The organism is Geodermatophilus sp. FMUSA9-8 (genome assembly GCF_037034165.1).
GTDB lineage: Bacteria > Actinomycetota > Actinomycetes > Mycobacteriales > Geodermatophilaceae > Geodermatophilus > Geodermatophilus nigrescens.
Map to the genome: position 1 here is coordinate 153,354 of NZ_JBAGKE010000003.1, position 20,093 is coordinate 173,446.

The following is a 20,093-nucleotide window of genomic DNA, read 5'->3' on the forward strand; positions in this document are numbered from 1 at the left end:
GTGGACCCGACCCGCGCCGCGGCCCAGGCGCTCGACGACGCCGACCCCCTCGCCGGCTTCCGCGCCCGCTTCACCGGGGCGGGCGACGACGGCCTGCGCTACCTCGACGGCAACTCGCTCGGCCGGATGCCGCGCGAGACCCCCGCGGCCCTCGCCCGGGTGGCCGAGCAGGAGTGGGGCCGCGGCCTGGTCGGCTCGTGGGCGTCGTGGATCGACGTCGGCACGCGGGTGGGCGACCTGATCGGCACCGGCGTGCTGGGCGCCCGGCCCGGCGAGGTGCTGCTGGCGGACTCCACCTCGGTCGACCTCTACAAGCTGCTGGTGGCCGCCGCCGATGCCCGGCCGGGCCGCGACGTCCTCGTCTGCTGCGCCGACGACTTCCCGACCGACCGCTACGTCGTGGCCGGGGTGGCCGCCGCCCGCGGGATGACCGTGCGGGAGGTGCCCGCCGACGTCGACGAGGGCCTCGACCCGGCGGTGCTGGCCGGGGCGCTGGACGGGCGGGTCGCCGTCGTCGTGCTGTCGGCGGTGGCCTACCGCTCGGGCGCGCTGGTCGACCTCGCCGCGGTCACGGCGGCCGCGCGGGAGGCCGGCGCCCTGGTGGTGTGGGACCTGTCGCACGCGGCCGGGGCGGTGGAGCTCGACCTCGCGGCCGCCGGCGCCGACCTCGCCGTCGGCTGCACGTACAAGTACCTCAACGGCGGGCCGGGGGCCCCGGCGTTCCTGTACGTGCGGCGGGAGCTGCAGGAGGAGCTGCGGCAGCCGATCTGGGGCTGGTTCGGGCAGCGCGACCAGTTCGCCATGGGCCCGGCCTACGACCCGGTGCCGGGGATCGGCCGGTTCGCGGTGGGCACGCCGCCGGTGCTGGCCGCGGCGGCGGTGGAGGTGGGGGTGCGGCTCGTGGCCGAGGCGGGCATCGGCCGGCTGGCGGCAAAGAGGCGCGCGCTGACCGGGCTGCTGGTCGACCTCGCCGACGCCTGGCTCGCCCCGCACGGGGTGGCGCTGGCCAGCCCGCGCGACCCGGCCCGCCGCGGCGCGCACGTGACGCTGGCGCACCCGCACGCCTGGCAGCTGACCCAGGCGCTGGTCGACCGCGGCGTGGTGCCCGACTTCCGCACGCCCGACCGGGTGCGGCTGGGCCCGGCTCCGCTCTACACGCGCTTCGTGGACGTGTGGGACGCCCTCGACGTGTTCCGCGGCGTGCTCGAGGACCGCTCCTGGGAGGGCTACCCCGAGGAGCGGTCCCGCGTCACGTGAGCCCGGTCAGGCGTGCGCGACGACGACGAGGTTCTCGGTCGAGGCCTGGCCGGCGCGCTGGAAGCAGGTGATGAGGACGAGCCGCCCCGGGACCGCCGCCCAGATGTCGGCGGCGCCGGCGAGCTCGTCCTTGTCGTAGCGCTGGGTGCGCTCGACGGTGTAGTCGACCGTGCCCTCGGGCGTGCTGACCTCGACGACGTCGCCGGCGCGCAGGCCCTCGTCGTCGGCCTCGGCGTCGACCAGGGCGTCGAAGCCGTACTCGCCGGTGCCGGTGGCGTGGGCGGCGATGTACACGGTGTTGTCGGCCTGCGCGGCGTCGCCGACCGGGTCGCCGTAGGAGTCGATCCAGTAGGCCGCGGTGAGCAGCGGCGGGTTGATGACCCCGCCGCTCGGGGTGAGCGGCAGGACGGGCAGGTCGAGACTCAGCGCCGGCACCGCCACGTGGACGTCCGACGACGGCGTCGGGAGGACCGTCCCCTCGGGGGGCAGGGTCGGCTGGGCGGGCTCCCCCGCGGGGGCCGCGGCCACCGGGTCGAGGGACCCGGTGGCCGCGGCGGACCGCCCGTCGGGGGCGACGCCGACGGCGAGCAGTGCGCTGCCGGCGACGCCCAGGGCGGCGACCGCCGTGATCGCGGCGGTGCGCCGCCCCGGTCGCATCAGGCCTGGTCCGTGCCGTCCTCCACCGCGGGGCGGCGGCGGGTGCGGGCGAGGGCGAGGCCACCGGCGCCGGCGAGGACCAGCAGGCCCGCACCCGCGGCGGCGAAGCCGGTCGCGCCCTCGGCCGCCGGGGCGGTCACGCCGGTGTTCGAGCGGAGGCCCGCGTTCCCGGTGACGGCCTGGGTGGTCGGCGCGGCCGGCGGCACGACGGCCGGGGTGTCCGCGGCGACGACGGTGACCTCGACGAGGACCACCGAGACCGCGCCGGACGGCGCCTGCTGGGCGACGACCACGCCGTACTGGCCGGCGGCCGTGCCGGCCGGCAGCACGAACGTGGCGCGCGACCCGGCGACCTGCGTGGCGAGCGGCGCGGCGGCGCCGGTCGGGTCACCGTTGGCGTCCAGGTCCACCAGGCCGACCTCGACGCCGGTGAGGTCGGGAAGTCCCAGCTCGCGCAGCGGCGAGGCGGCGGTGAGGTCGAGCGTCACGGTCGAGCCGGCCGTCACCGGGGTCGGGAAGGGGCACCGGACGCCGGAGGTCACGTCACAGGGCACCTGCGAGAAGGCGAGCAGCTCGGGGGTGACCGTCACCGTGGCGGGCGCCGCGGCGTCGAAGGTCAGCTCGTAGGCGACCGGGTCGTAGTACTCCAGCGCCGTGCCGAGGGTGTCGGTGAGGGGCTCGACGAACAGCGTGGCGTCGTCGACTCCGGTGGAGTCGTCGGCGGGGAGCGTGACCGACAGCGTCCCGGTGCCCTGGCCGGTGACCGCGAGGAAGAACGGGTCGGCGGGGAGCAGGGCCGAGGAGTAGGTCACGTCGTAGCTGCCGTCGCCGTCGTCGTCGAAGGACAGCTCGACCTCGGCGGCGGTGTCGTCGAGGTCGGCGGGCACCTCGACCTCGAGGGTGCCGGAGTACTGCACCTCGACGGGCGTGAAGACGCCACCGGCGCTGGGGTCGGCCATGGTCATGGGGTCCATGGCGCCGAAGTTCTCGACCGGGAGGGCGCTCAGCACGACCTCGGAGGGCTGCAGCGGGATGACGACGTCGGTCGCCGCGGCGGCGGGACCGGCGATGGAGACGAAGAGCACGGCCGAGCCGATGCCGGCGAGGCCGAAGCGCTGGACCTGCCGGCGCACGGGGGTGGAGCTGGTCACGGGGACACCTCTGTCGACCGCAGCGCCCGGTCGGCGCCGATTGCCGCGGAACGTAGCGTCACCGGACAGTCTCGCTGGGTGGAGGACACGCACTGTGGGACGCGTGGGACGGGACGGGCGGGTGGTGCGATCGGGTGGCGCGGGCCTCGACACGATCTGCCGTCCGCGAGCCCCCGGCGGCGCCGCGGAAGGGCGCGAGTTGCCGAAGCGCGCCGCCGGAGGACGTCGGCAGCTGACGGTGCGCTGCCGGCCCTCAGGCCTCGTCGGGGGCGACGCCGATCGGGTTGCGGTCGGGGAACAGGCCGGCGGTGACGACGGCGCGGCGCACCGGCACGAGCAGCTCGCCCAGCCGGTCGCAGCCCGGGTCGCCCAGCGCGCGCCACGGCTCGAGGGCCAGCCGGTCGGTGTCGGCCTCGATGGCGGTGGTCATCGCCAGGCCCTCCGCCGACAGCTCGTCGCCGTCGAGCCAGCCGCGGGTCCGGAGCTCGTCGGCCGCTGCGGTCCACGCGTCGTCGTCCCAGCCGCGGGCGCGCTGCAGCCACTCGCGGTCGACCCGGCCGGCCGCCGCGACCAGGACGTGGGCCCCGGCACCGGAGACCTCACGCCCGAGCAGCGCCGCGGTGTGCCCGTCGCCGCGGTGCTCACGCAGGGTGGTCAGCGCCTGCCACAGCGCCAGGTGCGGTTCGCCGGGCGCGGGCAGCCCCGCGTTGGCCGCCGCCAGCGGCCGGCCGGGCAGGTCGACGGCCGCCGCGGCAGTGGACGCCAGCGCGGCCGCCTCGGCCGCCTCCGGGGACGCCGCCCACTCCCCCAGCACCCGGCGCACCGCGGCGTCGACCCCGGCCAGCCGCGCGTCGAGCGCCGCGGCCGGGGACACCGCGTCCCACACCGCCGGGACCCGTCGGGCCACGAACGACGGCGCGAAGTTGTAGAAGACCGCCGTCACCACCTCCGGGCCGACCGGGCCCAGGGGTGCCGCCCGCAGCGCGAAGTAGGTGGACCAGAAGCCGGTGGTGCCGGCCGCCTCCCCGGCCGCCCGCGCCTCCTCGGCGAAGTAGGTCAGCGCGTGGAACGGCTCGGCCAGCGCCCACAGCCGCCGGGCGGTGCCCGCGGACGTCATGCCGGGGCCCCGCTCACGCGCTGACGCTCTCGGGCACGCCGAGCCACTCCCGCCAGCGCGGGTCGACCGTGCGGGCGCCGAGCAGCCGCCAGGCCGCCCCGCTCGGCGTCCGCGGTGGGTGCGGCAGCTTCCAGCCGAGCTCGGCCAGCGACCGGTCGGCCTTGGTGTGGTTGCACTTCCGGCAGGCCGCCACGACGTTGTCCCAGGTGTGGGTGCCGCCGCGGCTGCGCGGGACGACGTGGTCGATGCTGGTGGCCGAGCTCCCGCAGTAGACGCAGGTCTGCCCGTCGCGGGTGAACACCGCCCGGCGGGACAGCGGCACCTGCGCCGGGTAGGGCACCCGGACGTAGCGGGTCAGCCGGACGACGACGGGCACCGGCAGGCTCACCCGCTCGGCGTGGACCACCTCGGCGGCGGCGTCGACCGGCACCGCCTTCTCCGCGAGCACGAGCACGATCGCGCGGCGGCTGGAGACCACGCACAGCGGCTCGTAGGTGGCGTTGAGCAGCAACGTGGCGGCCGTCGTGCCGGACGAGGGCACGGGCAGCCGGGGGACGGGGACGGGGTCGCGTCGCGGACCTGGGTGGCCCACCGGCGACGACCCGGACGCGGAACGCGACACGGAGCACCTCCGACACCCCGGACCGCCGTACCGGGGCGGCCCGCAGGGCTGTGCCCATCCTGCCCTGACGAGCGGGAACGGCGCGCGGGGGAAATCCACAGGCCCGTTACGGTCGGGCGGTGCGCTACCCCGACGCCGAACGGCTCGACCTCGTCGAGGACCTGCACGGCCACCGCGTGGCCGACCCCTACCGCTGGCTCGAGGACCCGGCCGACCCGCGGACGCGGGCGTGGACGGAGGCCGAGGACGCGCTGACCGCCGGGGTCCTCGGCGCCCTCCCGCTGCGCCCGGACCTCGCCGCCCGGCTCGAGCGCCTGGTGCACGCCGGCGCCGTCGGCGTCCCGGTGCACCGGGGCGGCCGCGCCTTCTCCACCCGCCGCGACCCCGGCCAGGAGCACGCCGTCCTGCGGGTCCGCGAGCCCGACGGCACGGTACGCGTCCTGGTCGACCCGATGGCGCTCGACCCGTCGGGCACGACGACGCTCGACGCCTGGTCACCGTCCTGGGAGGGCGACCGGCTGGCCTACCAGCTGTCCACCGGAGGCGACGAGGAGTCGCGGCTGTACGTCCTCGACGTCGCCACCGGCGAGCAGCTCGACGGGCCGGTCGACCGCTGCCGCTACTCCCCCGTCGCCTGGCTGCCCGGCGGCGAGGAGCTCTTCTACGTCCGCCGGCTCGCGCCGGACCAGGTGCCCGCCGGCGAGGAGCAGTTCCACCGCCGCGTCTGGCGCCACCGCGTCGGCGCCGACCCCGACGGCGACGTCCTCGTGCACGGCGAGGGACTCGACCCCACGAACTACTACGGCGTGCGCACCAGCCGCGACGGCCGCTGGCTGGTCGTCTCGGCCTCGGCCGGCACCGCCCCGCGCGACGACGTGTGGCTCGCCGACCTGGGCGGGACCGGGGAGCTGCGCGATCTGCAGGTCGGCGTCGACGCGCAGACCGCCGCCTGGGTCGCCCGCGACGGCCGGCTGTGGCTGATGAGCGACCGCGGCACCCCGCGCTGGCGGCTCGCCGTCGCCGACCCGGCCGACCCCGCCACCTGGCCGGTGGAGGCGTGGCGCGACGTCGTCCCGCAGTCCGAGGACGGCGTGCTCTCCGACGTCGCGCTCGTCGACGGCGCCGACGGCACGCTGTTGGTGCTCGCCGTCCACTCGGTCGACGCCACCGACCGGCTCTCGGTCTGGGCCGCGGACGGCTCCGGCCGCCTCGCCGAGGTGACCGGCCTGGGCGTCGGCAGCGTCTCCGGCGTGAGCGCCCCGCCGGAGGGCGGGACGACCGCCTGGGTCGGGTACACCGACCACTCCACCCCGCCGTCGGTGCTGCGCTGGGACGCCGCCGAGCCCACCGCGCTGGCCGAGGACGAGCGCGCCCCCGTGGCCGGCGAGGTGCCGGAGGTGACCGTCGTCGAGACGCACGCGACCTCGCGCGACGGGACCCCGGTGCACCTGTTCGTGCTGTCGGCCACCGAGACGCCGGACACCCCGCGGCCGACCGTGCTCTACGGCTACGGCGGCTTCGACGTGGCCCTGACGCCGGGCTACTCCGCCCAGGCGCTGGCCTGGGTCGCCGCCGGCGGCGTCTGGGCGGTGGCCAACCTGCGCGGCGGCTCCGAGCACGGCGAGGAGTGGCACCGCGCCGGCATGCGCGAGCGCAAGCAGAACGTGTTCGACGACTTCGCCGCGGCCGGCGAGCACCTGGTCGCGCAGGGCTGGACGACGCACGCGCAGCTCGCGGTGATGGGCGGCTCGAACGGCGGGCTGCTCGTCGGCGCGACGCTCACCCAGCGCCCCGATCTCGCCGCCGGCGTCGTGTGCAGCGCGCCGCTGCTGGACATGGTCCGGTACGAGCGCTTCGGCCTCGGGCGCACCTGGAACGACGAGTACGGCACCGCCGAGGACCCCGAGGAGCTCGGCTGGCTGCTGGGCTACTCGCCGTACCACGCGGTCCGCGAGGGCACCGCCTACCCGGCGACGCTGTTCACGACGTTCGAGTCCGACACCCGGGTCGACCCGCTGCACGCGCGCAAGCTCGCCGCGGCGTTGCAGGCCGCGACGCGCGGCGAGGCGCCGGTGCTGCTGCGGCGGGAGACGTCGGTGGGCCACGGCGCCCGGGCGGTGAGCCGCACGGTGGGTCTCGCGGCCGACCAGCTGGCGTTCCTCGCGGCGGCCACCGGGCTGTCCGGGTGGGGTGCGGCGGGTGGCGGGGACGGCGCCGCGACCTGACACGATGGGCGGTGATGACTGCCCTACCCTCCGTGACGGCCGCCGACTCGCGGCTGGCCGACTCGATGCCCGCGTGCGTCTCGGACCCGACGACGCTGTGCGCGAAGGTCTACGACCTGTCCGGGATCGACTGGCTGGCGAACAACGCCGAGGCGCTGATCGCGAAGCCGGCGCGGATCCTGCTGGTCCTCGTCGTCGCCTTCGTCGCCCGGTTCATGCTCCACCGCGCCATCCGGCGGCTCACCGACCGCACCGCCACCGGCGGGGTGCCCACCCTGCTGCGCCCGCTGCGCAACCGGGGCGCCGCCGGGCAGGTCATCGAGCAGGTCGCCGCCCGCCGCACGCAGCGCGCGGAGGCGATCGGCTCGGTGCTGCGCAGCGTCGCGTCGTTCGTGGTCATGGGCATCGCCGTCGTGCTGGTGCTCGGTGAGCTCGGCCTCGACCTCGCGCCGATCGTGGCCAGCGCCGGCGTCGTGGGCGTCGCGCTCGGCTTCGGCGCGCAGAACCTGGTCAAGGACTTCATCGCCGGGATCGGGATCATCCTCGAGGACCAGTACGGCGTCGGCGACGTCGTCGACCTCGGCGAGGCCAGCGGCACGGTCGAGGCCGTGGGCCTGCGGATCACCCGGCTGCGCGACGTCAACGGCATCGTCTGGTACGCCCGCAACGGCGAGGTCCTGCGGGTCGGCAACAAGAGCCAGGGCTTCGCGCAGGTGGTCATCGACATGCCCGTCGCGCACGACACCGACCTCGAGCGCTGCCGCTCGGTGATGCAGGAGGTCGCCGACGCGATGTACGCCGAGGAGGAGTGGTCGGCGGTGCTGCTGGCCGAGCCGGAGTCGCTGGGCGCCGAGCAGATCACCGCCGCCGGCGTGACGATGCGGCTGCAGGTCCGCTCCACCAGCGCCGACCAGTGGCGGGTCGCCCGCGAGCTGCGGATGCGGCTGCAGGAGCGGTTCGCCACCGAGGGCATCCGCACGCCTCCCCCGCTGCTCGGGGCGGGCACCGCGTCCGGGACGGGCGTCCCGTGACCGGGGAGGCCGGCGGAGGCGAGCGGCCCTCCTTCCGCGCGGTCTTCGCCGTCCCGGAGTTCCGGCCGCTGTTCGGCACGTACACCCTGTCGACGATCGGCGACGAGCTCGCCCGGGTGGCGCTGACCGTCCTCGTCTACCAGCGCACCGACTCCCCGCTGCTCGCGGCGGTCACCTTCGGGCTGAGCTTCCTGCCCTGGGTGGTCGGCGGCCCGGTGCTGGCCACCATCGCCGACCGCTTCCCCCGGCACCGCGTGCTGATCGTCAGCGACGTCGTCCGGGCCGTGCTCGTCGGGCTCATGGCCCTCCCCGGCCTCCCGCTGTGGGCCCTGCTGGCGCTGCTGCTCGCCGTCTCGCTGTGCGCGCCGCCGTTCGAGTCGGCGCGGTCGGCGCTGATGGCCGACGTCCTCGACGGCGAGCGCTACGCCGTCGCCTCCTCGCTGACCAACACCAGCTCCCAGCTCGCCCAGGTCATCGGCTTCGTCGGCGCGGGCGCCCTCGTGGGCCTGCTCGACCCGTCGGCGGTGCTGCTGCTGGACGCCGCCACCTTCGCCGTCTCGGCGGTGTGGCTCTCCGCCGGCCTGCAGCGGCGGCCGGCGCCGGCCGCGCCGTCGGACGAGCCGGCGTCGGTGTGGCGGGAGACCGCCGAGGGCCTGCGGCTGATCCGCGGGATCCCGCGCCTGACGGCGATCATCGCGCTGCTGTGGCCCGGCGTGCTGTTCACCAACGTGGCCGAGGGCATCGCCGCGCCGCTCACCGACGACCTGGGCGGCGCCGCGCTGCAGCTCGGCGTCCTGCTCGCCGCCAACCCGCTCGGGCAGACCGTCGGCGGGCTGGTGGTGGCCCGGTTCCTCGGCACCGAGCGGGCCGGGCGGATGGTCCCGGGGCTCGTCGTCGCGTCGCTGGTGCCGGTGCTCCTGGCCGGGCTGGTCGCGCTCGTGGCCGGCCCCGGGCGTGCGGCGTTCGTCACGGTCGTCGTCCTGCTGTTCGTCGGCGGGCTCGGCTGCAGCTGGCTCATCCCGCTCAACGTCGCCTTCGTGCAGGCCGTGCCGGCGGAGTTCCGCGGCCGCGCCTTCGGCGTCGCCGTCAGCGGTCTGTACGGCGTGCAGGGCCTCGGCGCGCTGGGCGCGGGGCTGGCCGCCGAACGGGTGCCGCCCGCCGCCGTCGTCGCCGTCGCGGGCGGGCTGGGCCTGGTCGCCGTCCTCCCCGGGCTGCTCGGGCTGGTCCGCACCCGACCCGGCGTGGCGGGACGGCACCGCGCTGCGGGACCATCGGTGTCATGAGCGAGGCGAGCCGGTCCCTGCCCTCGGCGCGGACCTTCTACGACGAGGTCGGCGGCGAGCCGGTCTTCCGTCGGCTGGTCGCCCGCTTCTACACCGGTGTCCGCAGCGACCCGGTGCTGGCGCCGCTGTACCCCCAGGACGACTGGGAGGGGGCCGAGACCCGCCTGCGCCGCTTCCTGGAGCAGTACTGGGGCGGCCCGACGACGTACTCGCAGGAGCGCGGCCACCCCCGGCTGCGCATGCGGCACGCCCCGTTCGCCATCGGCCCGGCCGAGCGCGACGCGTGGCTGCGGCACATGCGCGACGCCGTCGACTCCCTCGACCTGACCGCCGAGCAGGACGCGGCCCTGTGGGGCTACCTGACGATGGCGGCGCACAGCATGCAGAACCGCTGGCCCGACGACGCGCCCGGCGACCTCTCCCCCGCCTGAGCCCCGACCCCTGCCGCCCGCCGTCACCGACGCCGGTCAGGAGCGCGCGCCCGCACCCCCGAGGAGCCCGGTGACCTCCCCTGCCCCCGCCCCGTTCCGCCGCACCGACGCCGACTGGTGGCGCGACGCGGTCTTCTACCAGGTCTACATCCGCAGCTTCGCCGACGGCAGCGGCGACGGCGTCGGCGACCTCGCCGGCATCCGCGCCCGCCTGCCGCACCTGGCCGCGCTCGGCGTGGACGCGCTGTGGATCACGCCGTTCTACCCCTCGCCGATGGCCGACCACGGCTACGACGTCGCCGACCCGCGTGACGTCGAGCCCGTCTTCGGCGACCTGGCGGAGTTCGACGCGCTGCTCGCCGAGGCGCACGCCGCCGGCATCCGGATCACCGTCGACCTGGTGCCCAACCACACCTCCGACCGGCACGCCTGGTTCCGGGCGGCGCTGGCCGCCGGCCCCGGCTCCCCGGAGCGGGCGCGCTACCTGTTCCGCGACGGCCGCGGGCCCGACGGGTCGCAGCCCCCGAACAACTGGCCGTCGGTCTTCGGCGGGCCGGCCTGGTCGCGGGTGCCCGACGGCCAGTGGTACCTGCACATCTTCGCGCCCGAGCAGCCCGACCTGGACTTCACGCACCCGGAGGTCGTCGCCGACCTCGAGACGACGATGCGGTTCTGGCTCGACCGCGGCGTCGACGGGTTCCGCATCGACGTCGCGCACGGCATGGCCAAGCCCGCGGGCCTGCCGGACATGCAGCCGATGGAGGACACCGGCCTGCTCGACGACCACGGCCCCGGCGACCTGCGCTTCGACCAGGAGGGCGTGCACGACGTGCACCGCCGCGTCCGCGCCGTCCTCGACGGCTACCCGGGCACGATGGCCGTGGGCGAGGTCTGGGTGTCCGACGACGCCCGGCTGGCCCGCTACCTGCGCCCGGACGAGCTGCAGCTGGCGTTCAACTTCAAGCTGCTGACCGCCGACTGGGACGCCGACGACCTGCGCGACGCCGTCGTCCACTCGCTGGAGTCGGTCACGGACGTGCCCGCGCCCGCCTGCTGGGTGCTGTCCAACCACGACCGGCCGCGGCACGTCACCCGCTACGGCGGCGGGGAGACCGGCACCCGGCGGGCCCGGGCCGCCGCGCTGCTGCAGCTGGCGCTGCCGGGCGCTGCCTACGTCTACAACGGCGACGAGCTCGGCATGCCCGACGTCGACCTGCCCGACGAGGCGCTGCAGGACCCGATCTGGGAGCGGTCCGGGCACACCGAGCGCGGCCGCGACGCCTGCCGTATCCCGGTGCCGTGGTCGGGCGACGCGCCGTCCTACGGGTTCTCCACCTCGCCGGACACCTGGCTGCCGATGCCCGCGGGCTGGGCGCCGCTGACCGCCGAGGCGCAGGCCGCCGACCCCGGCTCGGTGCTCTCGCTGTACCGGGCGGCGCTGGCGCTGCGCCGCACCTCCCCCGCCTTCGACGGCGAGTCGCTGGAGTGGCTGCCGGCGCCCGAGCGGTGCCTGGCGTTCCGCCGCCCGGGCGGGCTGGTGTGCCTGGTGAACCTCTCCGCGGCGGCGGTCCCGCTGCCCGAGGGGCGGGTCCTGCTGGCCAGCGAGGACGTCGCCGGGGGCACCCTGCCGGTCGACGCGGCGGCCTGGCTGGTCGCCTGACGGCGCGCCTCCCGGGACTCGCCGTCCCGGGAGGCGCCTCCGGCCCGCGCGGGTAGCATCCGGAACGGAACAGAGCGTCACGGGGGACGCTGCCACGCGGTCCTCGACCCCTGGTCGGGTGACCTTCTCCGGGGGAGGCTCGCCCAGCCATGGCGCTGCTGCAGGTCCAGGGTCTGCGGAAGTCCTTCGGGGCCCGCCGGGTCCTGCGGGACGTCTCCTTCACCGTCGACGACGGCGAGGTCGTCGGGCTCGTCGGCACCAACGGGGCCGGCAAGTCCACCCTCGGCGACGTCCTCGCGGGCATCACCGCCGCCGACGCCGGCTCCATGACGCTCATGGGCCACCCGTACGCGCCGCTGTCCCCCGACGACGCCCGCCACCTCGGCGTCGGCGTGGTCCAGCAGCTGGTGCGGATCGACCCCGCGCTCACCGTCGCCCAGGCCGTCTTCCGCGGCACCCCGCAGGCCGGCCGCCCGCAGGCCGAGCTGCGCCGGCAGGCCCAGGTGCTGCTCGCCGAGGTGGCGCTCGACGTCGACCCCGACACCCCGGTCGGCGACCTGCCGCACTTCGTGCACGGCCTGGTGGAGACCGCCCGGGTGCTCGCCGAGGACACCCGGATGGTCGTGCTCGACGAGGTGTCCGCGGCGCTGCTGCCGATGGAGGTGTCGAGCCTGCACGCCGTCACCGGCCGGCTCAGCCGCCAGGGCCGCGGCGTCCTCTACATCAGCCACCGGCTCCCCGAGATGCTCGAGGTCGTCGACCGGGTGCTCGTGCTGCGCGACGGCCGGATCGCCCTCGACCGCCCCGCCGCCGAGCTCGACCCGGTCCGCCTGGCCGCCGAGACCGTCGGCGAGCCGGTGTCGCTGCCGGCGCCCCGCGTGGCGTCGGCGTCGGCCGCCGTCCCGGAGCCCGCCGTCCCGGAGCCCGCCGTCCCGGAGCCCGCCGTCCCGGAGCCCGCCGTCCCGGAGCCGGCGCCGGTGCCGGCGCGCACCTCCCCGCGGCTGGCGCCGTCGGACGAGGTGGCGCTGCGCGTGCGCAACCTGCGGGTGCCCGGCGCCGTGGAGGGCGTGGACCTCGTGCTGCGCCGCGGCGAGGTGATCGGCCTGACCGGCCACCGCTCCTCCGGCGTCCGCGAGATCGCGGGCGCGCTGAGCGGCGAGCTGCCGGCGATCACCGACGAGCTGGTCCTGCACGGCGAGGAGCGCTGCCTCGGCGAGGACGACTCCGCGCTGCACCTGCCGGCCTACCGGCCCGACGACGACGCCTACGGGGTCGACCCGGGCGAGACGATCGCCCGCACCCTGAGCCAGGAGGCGTGGGGCGCGCTCACCGACGTGCGCAGCGAGATCGCCACCCTGCGCGGCGTCATCCGCACCGTGCACCAGCTCGACGTGAAGACGCTGAGCATCACGACGATGTTCGGGGCGCTGTCCGGCGGCGACCAGCACAAGCTGGCGCTGGCGCGGTGGATGTCCTCGGCGCCGCGCGACGTCGTCGTGCTGCACGAGCCGACCCGCGGCCTCGACGTCCGGGCGCGCACGCAGGTGCGCAGGCTGCTCGACGAGGCCACCGCGGACGGCACCTCGGTGGTCGTCGTCTCGGTCGACCCCGACGAGCTCGCCGAGTGCTGCGACCGCGTCGGCATCGTCTCCGGCGGCCGCGTCGCGCGGTGGATCGACACGAGCGAGCTCGCCGTCGACGCCGTCCGCGACCGCATCGTCGAGGCCGCCACCGCCGCCTGAGCGGCCGGGTCACCCCGCCCCGGCCGTCCTTGCCCAGCGCCCTGCCCGGCGCTCTCCCCGGCCCCCGTCCGGGGAGAGCGCCGGAGCGGGTCAGACGGCGACGGCGCCCGCGACGGCGCGCAGCTTGTGCCGGGCCAGCGCCAGGTTCCCGGTGACGCGGTTGAGCACCAGGTAGATGAACAGGCCGGCGTTGCCCTGGCCCTTGAGCACGTTGATCAGGTGGTACTGGCCGGCCAGCGTGATGAGGATGTCCTCGATCTCGTCCTTGAGCTCCAGGTCGGAGATCGTGCGGAGCTTGGCGCGGACCACGTTGGAGTTGCCCGCGGCCGCGACGTTGAGGTCGAAGCCGGGCGTGCCGCCGAAAGCGAGGGCCATGCCGCTGTCGATGTCGACGATGGCCGCGCCGCTGGCGCCGTCGATGGAGAGCAGGTCGGCGATGACGTTGTCGAGCTGTGCCACGGATGGGGCTCCTGTCGTTCTCGGAGGGGGACGCAGCGGGGCGCTGCGCACCGGGTCGGGGTGTGACCCGGGCCGGCCGGGAGGGCCGGCGGGGTGGTGCTGCGGACCGGGCCGGGGCGGTGCCCCCGTCCCGTTCCGCACCGCCCCGGCCGGAGCCGGGTGCGGAGCCTGACGCTGGGCCGGTACGGCGACGGCGGGACGGGCCGGTGCGGGATCCGGGGGCGGGGGTCCCGGTCGGGGTCCCGGTGGTGGTCCCGGCCGCGCTGCCGGGGCCGCCGGCGGGGGCTCGGCCGGTGGTGCCGCCGGGCGCTCCTCCGGGCCGGGACCCGCGTCCGGCCCCGGTCGCGGGTCCCGGTCGGGGACCTGCGACCGCCCCGGTCCTCCTGTGTCCGCGGGATCGACGGGGTCCACCAGGTCATGGCGTCCCCACGACCACAGCGATGCCCACCACCCGGTTGCCATGCCTGTGTTCCGCCTTCGCCGAGGGCCTTGTACCACCCAGACAACACGTCCTGGGAGGGGCGGGCAAACCGGCGGGCGTCTCTGCAGGTGAGCGGGCCGCCACCCACCGCGACGGTCCCGGCGACCCGCTGGAGGCGGTCCGGCGGGCCCGCGGGCGCGCCCGCCCGGCCGCCGCCCCGGCGCACTCCGGTACCTTCCGCCGGGAACTCGCGGGCCCGCCCGCCGCCTGTGGAGGAGACGCCGTGAAGACCCGGGACCTCGCCTACGTCGCCCTCTTCGCCGCGATCATCGCGGTGCTGGGCACCCTGCCGGCCATCCCCGTCGGCGCCGTGCCGATCACCGCGCAGACCCTCGGCGTGATGCTGGCCGGCGCCGTCCTGGGCGCCCGCCGCGGCTTCCTCGCCGTGCTGCTGTTCCTCCTGCTGGTCGCGGTCGGCCTGCCGCTGCTGTCGAGCGGCGCCGGCGGCCTCGCGCCCTTCGCCGGTGTGACGGCCGGGTACCTGTTCAGCTGGCCGTTCGCCGCGGCGCTCATCGGCTGGCTCACCGAGCGCCTGTGGGACCGCTACAACGTCGCCTGGGGCATGGCCGTCAACGTGCTCGGCGGCATGGTGCTCGTCTACGCGGTCGGCATCCCGGTGTCCGCCGCCGTGCTGGACGCTCCGCTGTGGGCGACGGCCACCAGCGCGTTCGCCTTCGTCCCCGGCGACCTGCTCAAGGCGTTCGTCGCGGCGGCCATCGCCGACGTCGTGCGGCGCAGCTACCCGGTGATCGAGCGTCCCCGGCGGGCCGTCGGCAGCCGGTGAGGTTCCGCCGCCCCGGGACGGCCGGGGCGCCCGCCGCGGCCGACGTCGCCGACCCCGGCCGCGGCATCGAGCTGCGCGGGGTCGGGCACCGGTACGGCGAGCGCGTGGTGCTCGACGGCATCGACCTGACCCTCACCGAGGCGCGCGTGGGCGTCGTCGGCGCCAACGGGTCGGGCAAGTCGACGTTCGCCCGGCTCCTCAACGGGCTGGTGCTGCCCACCTCCGGCAGCGTCACCGTCGACGGGCTGGACACCCGCACCCAGGTGCGGGCGGTGCGCCGGCGGGTGGGTTTCGTCTTCCAGGACCCCGACGCGCAGATCGTGCACCCGACGGTCGCCGAGGACGTCGCCTACGGGCTGGAGAACCAGGGCGTGCCGCCCGCCGAGCGGTCCGCGCGCGTGGCGGAGGTGCTCGAGCGGTACGGCCTGGCCGGCCACGCCGACCACCCCGCCCACCTGCTGTCCGGCGGGCAGAAGCAGCTGCTGGCCATCGCCGGGGTGCTCGTCATGCGCCCGGCCCGCATCGTGTTCGACGAGCCGACGACACTGCTGGACCTGGTGAACACGCGCCGGGTGGCCGAGCTGATCGCGGGACTGGAGCAGCAGGTGGTCGTGGTGACCCACCAGCTCGACCTGCTCGACGGCTTCGACCGGGTGCTGGTGGTCGACGGCGGCCGCGTCGTCGAGGACGCCTCCCCCGGCCCGGCGGTCGCCGCCTACCGCGCGCTGATGGCCGGCCGGTGACCCTCGCGCTGTACGTCCCGCGGGCGAGCGTCGTGCACCGGCTGCCGGCCGGCGCGAAGCTGCTGTGCCTCGCGGCCCTCGCCGTCGCGCTGTTCCTCCTGCCGACGCTGCCCGCCGCCGCTGCCGCGCTGGCCGGCGTGCTGGTGGTGGGCCTGGTCGTCGCGCGGCTGCCGCCGGCCGTGCTGGCCCGGCAGGCTCGGGCGGTGCGCTGGTGGCTGCTGGCGCTGCTCGTGGTGCACGCGCTGACCACCGACCTGCGCACCGGGGCGCACGTGGCGCTGCGGCTGCTCGCGCTCGTGCTGGCGGCCGCGGTGGTGACGGCGACGACGCGGGTGAGCGCGATGGTCGCGGTGGTCGAGCGGCTGTGCGGGCCGCTGCGCCTGGTCGGCGTCCGCCCGGCGCGGATCGGGCTCGTGGTGGCGATGGCGCTGCGGTTCATCCCCGTGCTCGTGGAGCGCGCCGACCGGATCCGCGCCGCGCAGGCCGCGCGCGGCGGGTCCCCCCGCGGGGTGCGGGCGCTGCGGACGACGGTCGCCCCGCTGCTGGTGCAGGTGCTGCAGATGGCCCACGACGTCAGCGAGGCGCTCGACGCCCGCGGCGCCGACGACGACCCGCCCCGGCGCCGCCGGCGCCCGGCTCCTGCGGAGGCCTCCCCGTGACCGTGACCGAGATCTGGCTGACCGACCGGGCCGCCGCCCCGATGCGCCGGGTGCCCACCGCGCGGCTGGTGGCCGGGCAGGGGCTCGAGGGCGACCGCTACGCGCTCGGCGGCGGCACCTGGGCGCGGTACCCGGACCTGGAGAAGCAGCTGACGCTGATCGACGGCGCCGACGTGGCGGCGGTGGCCGCCGAGGTGGGGGTGCCGCTGACGCCGGGCGACACCCGCCGCAACCTGGTGACCACCGGCGTCGACCTGCCCGCGCTGGTGGGCCGCTTCTTCGCGGTGGGCGACGCGCTGCTGTTCGGCATGAAGCGCTGCCCACCGTGCGCGCACCTGGAGCGGCTGACCGGCGCGCGGCTGGTGAAGGCGATGGTGCACCGGGGCGGGATCAACGCGGCGGTGTTCGCCGGCGCGGAGATCGCCGAGGGCGCCGTCGTCCGGCCGGTGACCGACGAGGAGGCCGCCCGCCGCGGCGCGCCGACCGGTGCCGACCGGCCCGTGCCGCGGCTGGTCGCGGGCTGAGCCGTCGGCTCCTCCGTCCGCCCGGCCGCCCGACGGAACCCCGGCGCACGCCGGTCCGTGGAACCGGTGTGGACACCCTCCGCACGCTGCTGAACCTGGTCTGGCTCGTCCTGCACGGCTGGATGCTGGCGCTGGCCTATGCGCTGGCCGGGCTGATCGCCTGCGTCCTCGTGGTCACCATCCCGTTCGGGATCGCCGCGTTCCGGCTGGCCGGCTTCGTGGTCTGGCCCTTCGGGCGGACGACGGTGCGCGCGCCGGGCGCCGGGGTGGCGTCGGCGGTGGGCAACCTGCTGTGGTTCCTGGTCGCCGGCTGGTGGCTGGCGCTGGTGCACCTCGCGGCGGGCGTCGTCTTCTGCCTGACGATCGTCGGCATCCCGTTCGGCGTGGCGTCGTTCAAGCTGGCCGCCGTCGGACTGTTCCCGCTGGGCAAGCGGGTGGTCGAGACGGCGCCGCCGCGCGACTGGATGCACGCCGGCGGCGGCGTGGTGCAGGCCGGCGCGTACCGCTGAGGCCTACTCCCCCGCGGCGGCGTCCGGCTCGGGCTCGTCGGCCCAGCGGAGCAGGAACTCCTTCTCGTCGGGGCTGAGCCGGCGCGGCCGGTCGATGGTGAAGTCGAACGGCACGAGCAGGGTGCTGCCGGTGACCGCCAGGCGCTCGTGGTCGAACACCTCGTAGTGGCAGGTGAAGGCGGCCGCGCGGATGCCCGACACCCAGATCTGCACGTCGAGCGGGCGGGCGGAGTAGACGACCGGCCGCTTGTAGGCGATCTCGTGGGCGGCGACGACGGTCCCGCGGCGCAGGCCGGTCCGCTCCTCCAGCGACGCCCGCTCGAAGAACAGCGCCACGCGGGCCATCTCGAAGTACTGCAGGTACACGACGTTGTTGACGTGCCCGTAGGCGTCCATGTCCGACCAGCGCATCGGGACCTGCACCGTGAACCGCACGGTCCGACACCCTGCCGCACCGGTCCCGTGCCCGTCGACCGCGACCTACCGTCGGGACCGTGGACCCGTGGGACGACGGCGCGCCGGGCGTGCTCGTCCTGCCGTCGGGACGCCGCGTGCGCGGCCGCGGGCTGCGCCGTCCCCTGCAGGCGGGGCCGGAGCCGGGCTTCGGCGTCTACCTGCTCGGGCGGCGCCCGCCCGCCCTCGCCTGGGAGGGCCGCTGGGTGCGCTGGCCGGACTTCCGGCTGCCGGCCGACGCCGACGACCTGCGGGCCGCGCTGGCCGAGGCCTGGGAGCGCTCGGCGACCCAGCGGGTCGAGGTCGCCTGCGGCGGCGGGACGGGCCGCACGGGGACGGCGCTGGCCTGCCTGGCCGTGCTCGACGGCGTCCCGCCGGAGGAGGCGGTGGCGTTCGTCCGCCGCGGCTACCGGGCCCGCGCCGTGGAGACCCGCCGGCAGGCCCGCCTCGTCGCCGCGTTCCGCCCCTGAGCGGCCCGGGGACGCGGACGGCCGGCCGGAGCGGGTGCTCCGGCCGGCCGTCGGAGGGCCTCGCCGCGGACTGGCCGCGGACTAGTCGCGGGTGAGCTTGCGGTAGGTGGCCCGGTGCGGGCGGGCGGCCTCGGGGCCGAGCCGCTGCACCTTGTTCTTCTCGTAGTCGGCGAAGTTGCCCTCGAACCAGAACCACTTCGAGTCGCCCTCGTAGGCGAGGATGTGGGTGGCCACGCGGTCGAGGAACCACCGGTCGTGGCTGACCACCACGGCGCAGCCGGGGAACTCCAGCAGCGCGTTCTCCAGGCTGCTGAGCGTCTCGACGTCGAGGTCGTTGGTCGGCTCGTCGAGCAGCAGCAGGTTGCCGCCCTGCTTGAGCGTCAGCGCCAGGTTCAGCCGGTTGCGCTCACCGCCGGACAGGACGCCGGCCGGCTTCTGCTGGTCCGGGCCCTTGAAGCCGAAGGCCGCGACGTAGGCCCGCGAGGGCATCTCGACGTTGCCGACCTTGATGTGGTCGAGGCCGTCGGAGACGACGTCCCACAGCGTCTTCTTCGGGTCGATGCCGCTGCGGCTCTGCTCGACGTAGGAGACCTTGACCGTCTCACCGACCTTGATGTCGCCGTCGTCGGGCTTCTCCTCGCCGACCAGCATCTTGAACAGCGTGGTCTTGCCGGCCCCGTTCGGGCCGACGACGCCGACGATGCCGTTGCGCGGCAGCGTGAAGGACAGGTCGTCGATGAGGAGGCGGTCGCCGAAGCCCTTGGTCAGGTCCTTCGTCTCGACGACCACGCTGCCCAGCCGGGGGCCCGGCGGGATCTGGATCTCCTCGAAGTCGAGCTTGCGGAACTTGTCGGCCTCGGCGGCCATCTCCTCGTACCGCTGCAGGCGGGCCTTGCTCTTGGCCTGGCGGGCCTTGGCGCCCGAGCGCACCCACTCGAGCTCCTCGGCGAGGCGCTTCTGCCGCTTGGCGTCCTTGGCGCCCTCGACCTTGAGGCGGGTGGCCTTGGTCTCCAGGTAGGTGGAGTAGTTGCCCTCGTAGGGGTAGGCCCGGCCGCGGTCGAGCTCGAGGATCCACTGGGCGACGTTGTCGAGGAAGTACCGGTCGTGGGTGACGGCGACGACGGTGCCGGCGTACTTCTCGAGGTGCTGCTCCAGCCACGCGACGCTCTCGGCGTCGAGGTGGTTGGTGGGCTCGTCGAGCAGCAGCAGGTCGGGCGCCTCGAGCAGCAGCTTGCACAGCGCGACGCGGCGGCGCTCACCACCGGACAGGACCGTGACGTCGGCGTCGCCGGGCGGGCAGCGCAGCGCGTCCATGGCCTGCTCGATGCGGTTGTCGAGCTCCCAGCCGTCGTTCTGCTCGATGACCTCCATGAGCTCGCCCTGCTCGGCGAGCAGCGAGTCGAAGTCGGCGTCGGGCTCCCCCATCGCCGCGCTGACCTCCTCGAAGCGGGTCAGCGCGTCGCGCAGCGGCTTGACCGCCTCCTCGACGTTGCCGCGCACGTCGAGCTCCTCGTTGAGCGGCGGCTCCTGCAGCAGGATGCCGACGGTCGCCTCGGGCGCCAGCGACGCGTCGCCGTTGGAGGGCTGGTCGAGGCCGGCCATGATCTTGAGGACGGTCGACTTGCCGGCGCCGTTGGGGCCGACCACGCCGATCTTGGCGCCGGGCAGGAAGGACAGCGTGACGTTGTCCAGGATGACCTTGTCGCCGTGCGCCTTGCGGGCACGGGCCATGGTGTAGATGTACTGAGCCACTGGGCGTTCGAGCCTTCCGTCGGTGCGCGGTGTCCGTGCGCAGGGAGGGCGGGCCGGTGCGTGGTCCGGCCCGGCCCCCGTGC

20 protein-coding genes are annotated in these 20,093 nt (G+C 76.1%); 13 read left to right on the plus strand and 7 right to left on the minus strand.

Annotated elements, in window-relative coordinates:
• Complete coding sequence (kynU, locus tag WA616_RS07880; RefSeq protein ID WP_336028759.1) at positions 1 to 1,257, plus strand: kynureninase; 1,257 nt, start codon at positions 1 to 3, stop codon at positions 1,255 to 1,257.
• Between the two features lie 6 nt (positions 1,258 to 1,263).
• On the opposite strand, the gene WA616_RS07885 is transcribed toward kynU, so the two are convergent.
• From WA616_RS07885 to WA616_RS07900, 4 genes are all read right to left on the minus strand, one after another.
• On the minus strand, positions 1,264 to 1,914 hold the full coding sequence (locus WA616_RS07885; protein WP_336028761.1) for a class F sortase: 651 nt from the start codon (positions 1,912 to 1,914) through the stop codon (positions 1,264 to 1,266).
• Positions 1,914 to 3,065, minus strand: coding sequence for a hypothetical protein (locus tag WA616_RS07890; protein ID WP_336028763.1), 1,152 nt, complete (start codon positions 3,063 to 3,065; stop codon positions 1,914 to 1,916). Before WA616_RS07890 ends, WA616_RS07885 begins: the two co-directional genes overlap by 1 nt.
• A gap of 253 nt (positions 3,066 to 3,318) precedes the next feature.
• On the minus strand, positions 3,319 to 4,182 hold the full coding sequence (locus WA616_RS07895) for an SCO6745 family protein (RefSeq protein ID WP_336028765.1): 864 nt from the start codon (positions 4,180 to 4,182) through the stop codon (positions 3,319 to 3,321).
• A 13-nt stretch (positions 4,183 to 4,195) separates the two neighbouring features.
• Positions 4,196 to 4,723: an HNH endonuclease gene (locus tag WA616_RS07900; RefSeq protein WP_073419113.1), complete on the minus strand. Its 528-nt coding sequence runs from the start codon at positions 4,721 to 4,723 to the stop codon at positions 4,196 to 4,198.
• A gap of 200 nt (positions 4,724 to 4,923) precedes the next feature.
• Between WA616_RS07900 and WA616_RS07905 the strand changes: the two genes are divergently transcribed.
• The 6 genes from WA616_RS07905 (at position 4,924) to WA616_RS07930 (ending at position 13,176) form a co-directional block, all read left to right on the plus strand.
• On the plus strand, positions 4,924 to 7,029 hold the full coding sequence (locus WA616_RS07905; protein WP_336028768.1) for a prolyl oligopeptidase family serine peptidase: 2,106 nt from the start codon (positions 4,924 to 4,926) through the stop codon (positions 7,027 to 7,029).
• A gap of 32 nt (positions 7,030 to 7,061) precedes the next feature.
• Entirely contained in the window at positions 7,062 to 8,060 is a 999-nt protein-coding gene (locus tag WA616_RS07910) for a mechanosensitive ion channel family protein (RefSeq protein ID WP_336028769.1), read from the plus strand.
• The gene (locus WA616_RS07915; RefSeq protein ID WP_336028771.1) at positions 8,057 to 9,343 is read left to right on the plus strand and encodes an MFS transporter; all 1,287 of its coding nucleotides are present in this window, start codon (positions 8,057 to 8,059) and stop codon (positions 9,341 to 9,343) included. Before WA616_RS07910 ends, WA616_RS07915 begins: the two co-directional genes overlap by 4 nt.
• Positions 9,340 to 9,774: a globin gene (locus tag WA616_RS07920; RefSeq protein ID WP_336028772.1), complete on the plus strand. Its 435-nt coding sequence runs from the start codon at positions 9,340 to 9,342 to the stop codon at positions 9,772 to 9,774. The genes WA616_RS07915 and WA616_RS07920 overlap by 4 nt, the downstream gene beginning before the upstream one ends.
• Before the next feature lie 70 nt (positions 9,775 to 9,844).
• Positions 9,845 to 11,434, plus strand: coding sequence for a glycoside hydrolase family 13 protein (locus tag WA616_RS07925; RefSeq protein WP_336028774.1), 1,590 nt, complete (start codon positions 9,845 to 9,847; stop codon positions 11,432 to 11,434).
• Between the two features lie 149 nt (positions 11,435 to 11,583).
• A complete protein-coding gene (locus tag WA616_RS07930; RefSeq protein ID WP_336028775.1) occupies positions 11,584 to 13,176 on the plus strand; it encodes an ATP-binding cassette domain-containing protein in 1,593 nt (530 codons plus the stop codon).
• A gap of 90 nt (positions 13,177 to 13,266) precedes the next feature.
• Here the strand turns inward: WA616_RS07930 and WA616_RS07935 are convergent, their stop codons facing one another.
• Positions 13,267 to 13,635 (minus strand): hypothetical protein, encoded by a 369-nt coding sequence (locus WA616_RS07935; RefSeq protein ID WP_336028776.1) that lies wholly within the window; start codon positions 13,633 to 13,635, stop codon positions 13,267 to 13,269.
• A 704-nt stretch (positions 13,636 to 14,339) separates the two neighbouring features.
• Here WA616_RS07935 and WA616_RS07940 point away from each other — a divergent pair.
• From WA616_RS07940 to WA616_RS07960, 5 genes are all read left to right on the plus strand, one after another.
• Positions 14,340 to 14,900, plus strand: a complete 561-nt coding sequence (locus tag WA616_RS07940) for a biotin transporter BioY (protein ID WP_336028777.1) — start codon at positions 14,340 to 14,342, stop codon at positions 14,898 to 14,900.
• Positions 14,897 to 15,643 carry an energy-coupling factor ABC transporter ATP-binding protein gene (locus WA616_RS07945; protein ID WP_336028778.1) on the plus strand — a complete coding sequence of 249 codons (747 nt, stop codon included), beginning with the start codon at positions 14,897 to 14,899 and terminating at the stop codon, positions 15,641 to 15,643. Before WA616_RS07940 ends, WA616_RS07945 begins: the two co-directional genes overlap by 4 nt.
• A complete protein-coding gene (locus WA616_RS07950) occupies positions 15,640 to 16,302 on the plus strand; it encodes an energy-coupling factor transporter transmembrane component T (protein WP_336028780.1) in 663 nt (220 codons plus the stop codon). Before WA616_RS07945 ends, WA616_RS07950 begins: the two co-directional genes overlap by 4 nt.
• Entirely contained in the window at positions 16,299 to 16,826 is a 528-nt protein-coding gene (locus WA616_RS07955; protein WP_336028782.1) for an MOSC domain-containing protein, read from the plus strand. The genes WA616_RS07950 and WA616_RS07955 overlap by 4 nt, the downstream gene beginning before the upstream one ends.
• Before the next feature lie 68 nt (positions 16,827 to 16,894).
• A complete protein-coding gene (locus WA616_RS07960) occupies positions 16,895 to 17,335 on the plus strand; it encodes a YccF domain-containing protein (RefSeq protein ID WP_073419104.1) in 441 nt (146 codons plus the stop codon).
• A 3-nt stretch (positions 17,336 to 17,338) separates the two neighbouring features.
• Here WA616_RS07960 and WA616_RS07965 read toward each other — a convergent pair whose 3' ends face one another.
• Complete coding sequence (locus WA616_RS07965; RefSeq protein ID WP_336028784.1) at positions 17,339 to 17,770, minus strand: acyl-CoA thioesterase; 432 nt, start codon at positions 17,768 to 17,770, stop codon at positions 17,339 to 17,341.
• Positions 17,771 to 17,829: 59 nt separating this feature from the next.
• Between WA616_RS07965 and WA616_RS07970 the strand changes: the two genes are divergently transcribed.
• On the plus strand, positions 17,830 to 18,258 hold the full coding sequence (locus WA616_RS07970; RefSeq protein WP_336028785.1) for a phosphatase domain-containing protein: 429 nt from the start codon (positions 17,830 to 17,832) through the stop codon (positions 18,256 to 18,258).
• An 81-nt stretch (positions 18,259 to 18,339) separates the two neighbouring features.
• Here WA616_RS07970 and ettA read toward each other — a convergent pair whose 3' ends face one another.
• Positions 18,340 to 20,010 carry an energy-dependent translational throttle protein EttA gene (ettA, locus tag WA616_RS07975; protein ID WP_336028786.1) on the minus strand — a complete coding sequence of 557 codons (1,671 nt, stop codon included), beginning with the start codon at positions 20,008 to 20,010 and terminating at the stop codon, positions 18,340 to 18,342.
• Positions 20,011 to 20,093: the final 83 nt, after the last annotated feature.

Coding starts and splice junctions, on each gene's coding strand:
- WA616_RS07930 (WP_336028775.1), top strand. CDS start 11,584: ATGGCGCTGCTGCAGGTCCAGGGTCTGCGGAAGTCCTTCGGGGCCCGC.
- WA616_RS07885 (WP_336028761.1), bottom strand. CDS start 1,914: ATGCGACCGGGGCGGCGCACCGCCGCGATCACGGCGGTCGCCGCCCTG.
- WA616_RS07895 (WP_336028765.1), bottom strand. CDS start 4,182: ATGACGTCCGCGGGCACCGCCCGGCGGCTGTGGGCGCTGGCCGAGCCG.
- WA616_RS07920 (WP_336028772.1), top strand. CDS start 9,340: ATGAGCGAGGCGAGCCGGTCCCTGCCCTCGGCGCGGACCTTCTACGAC.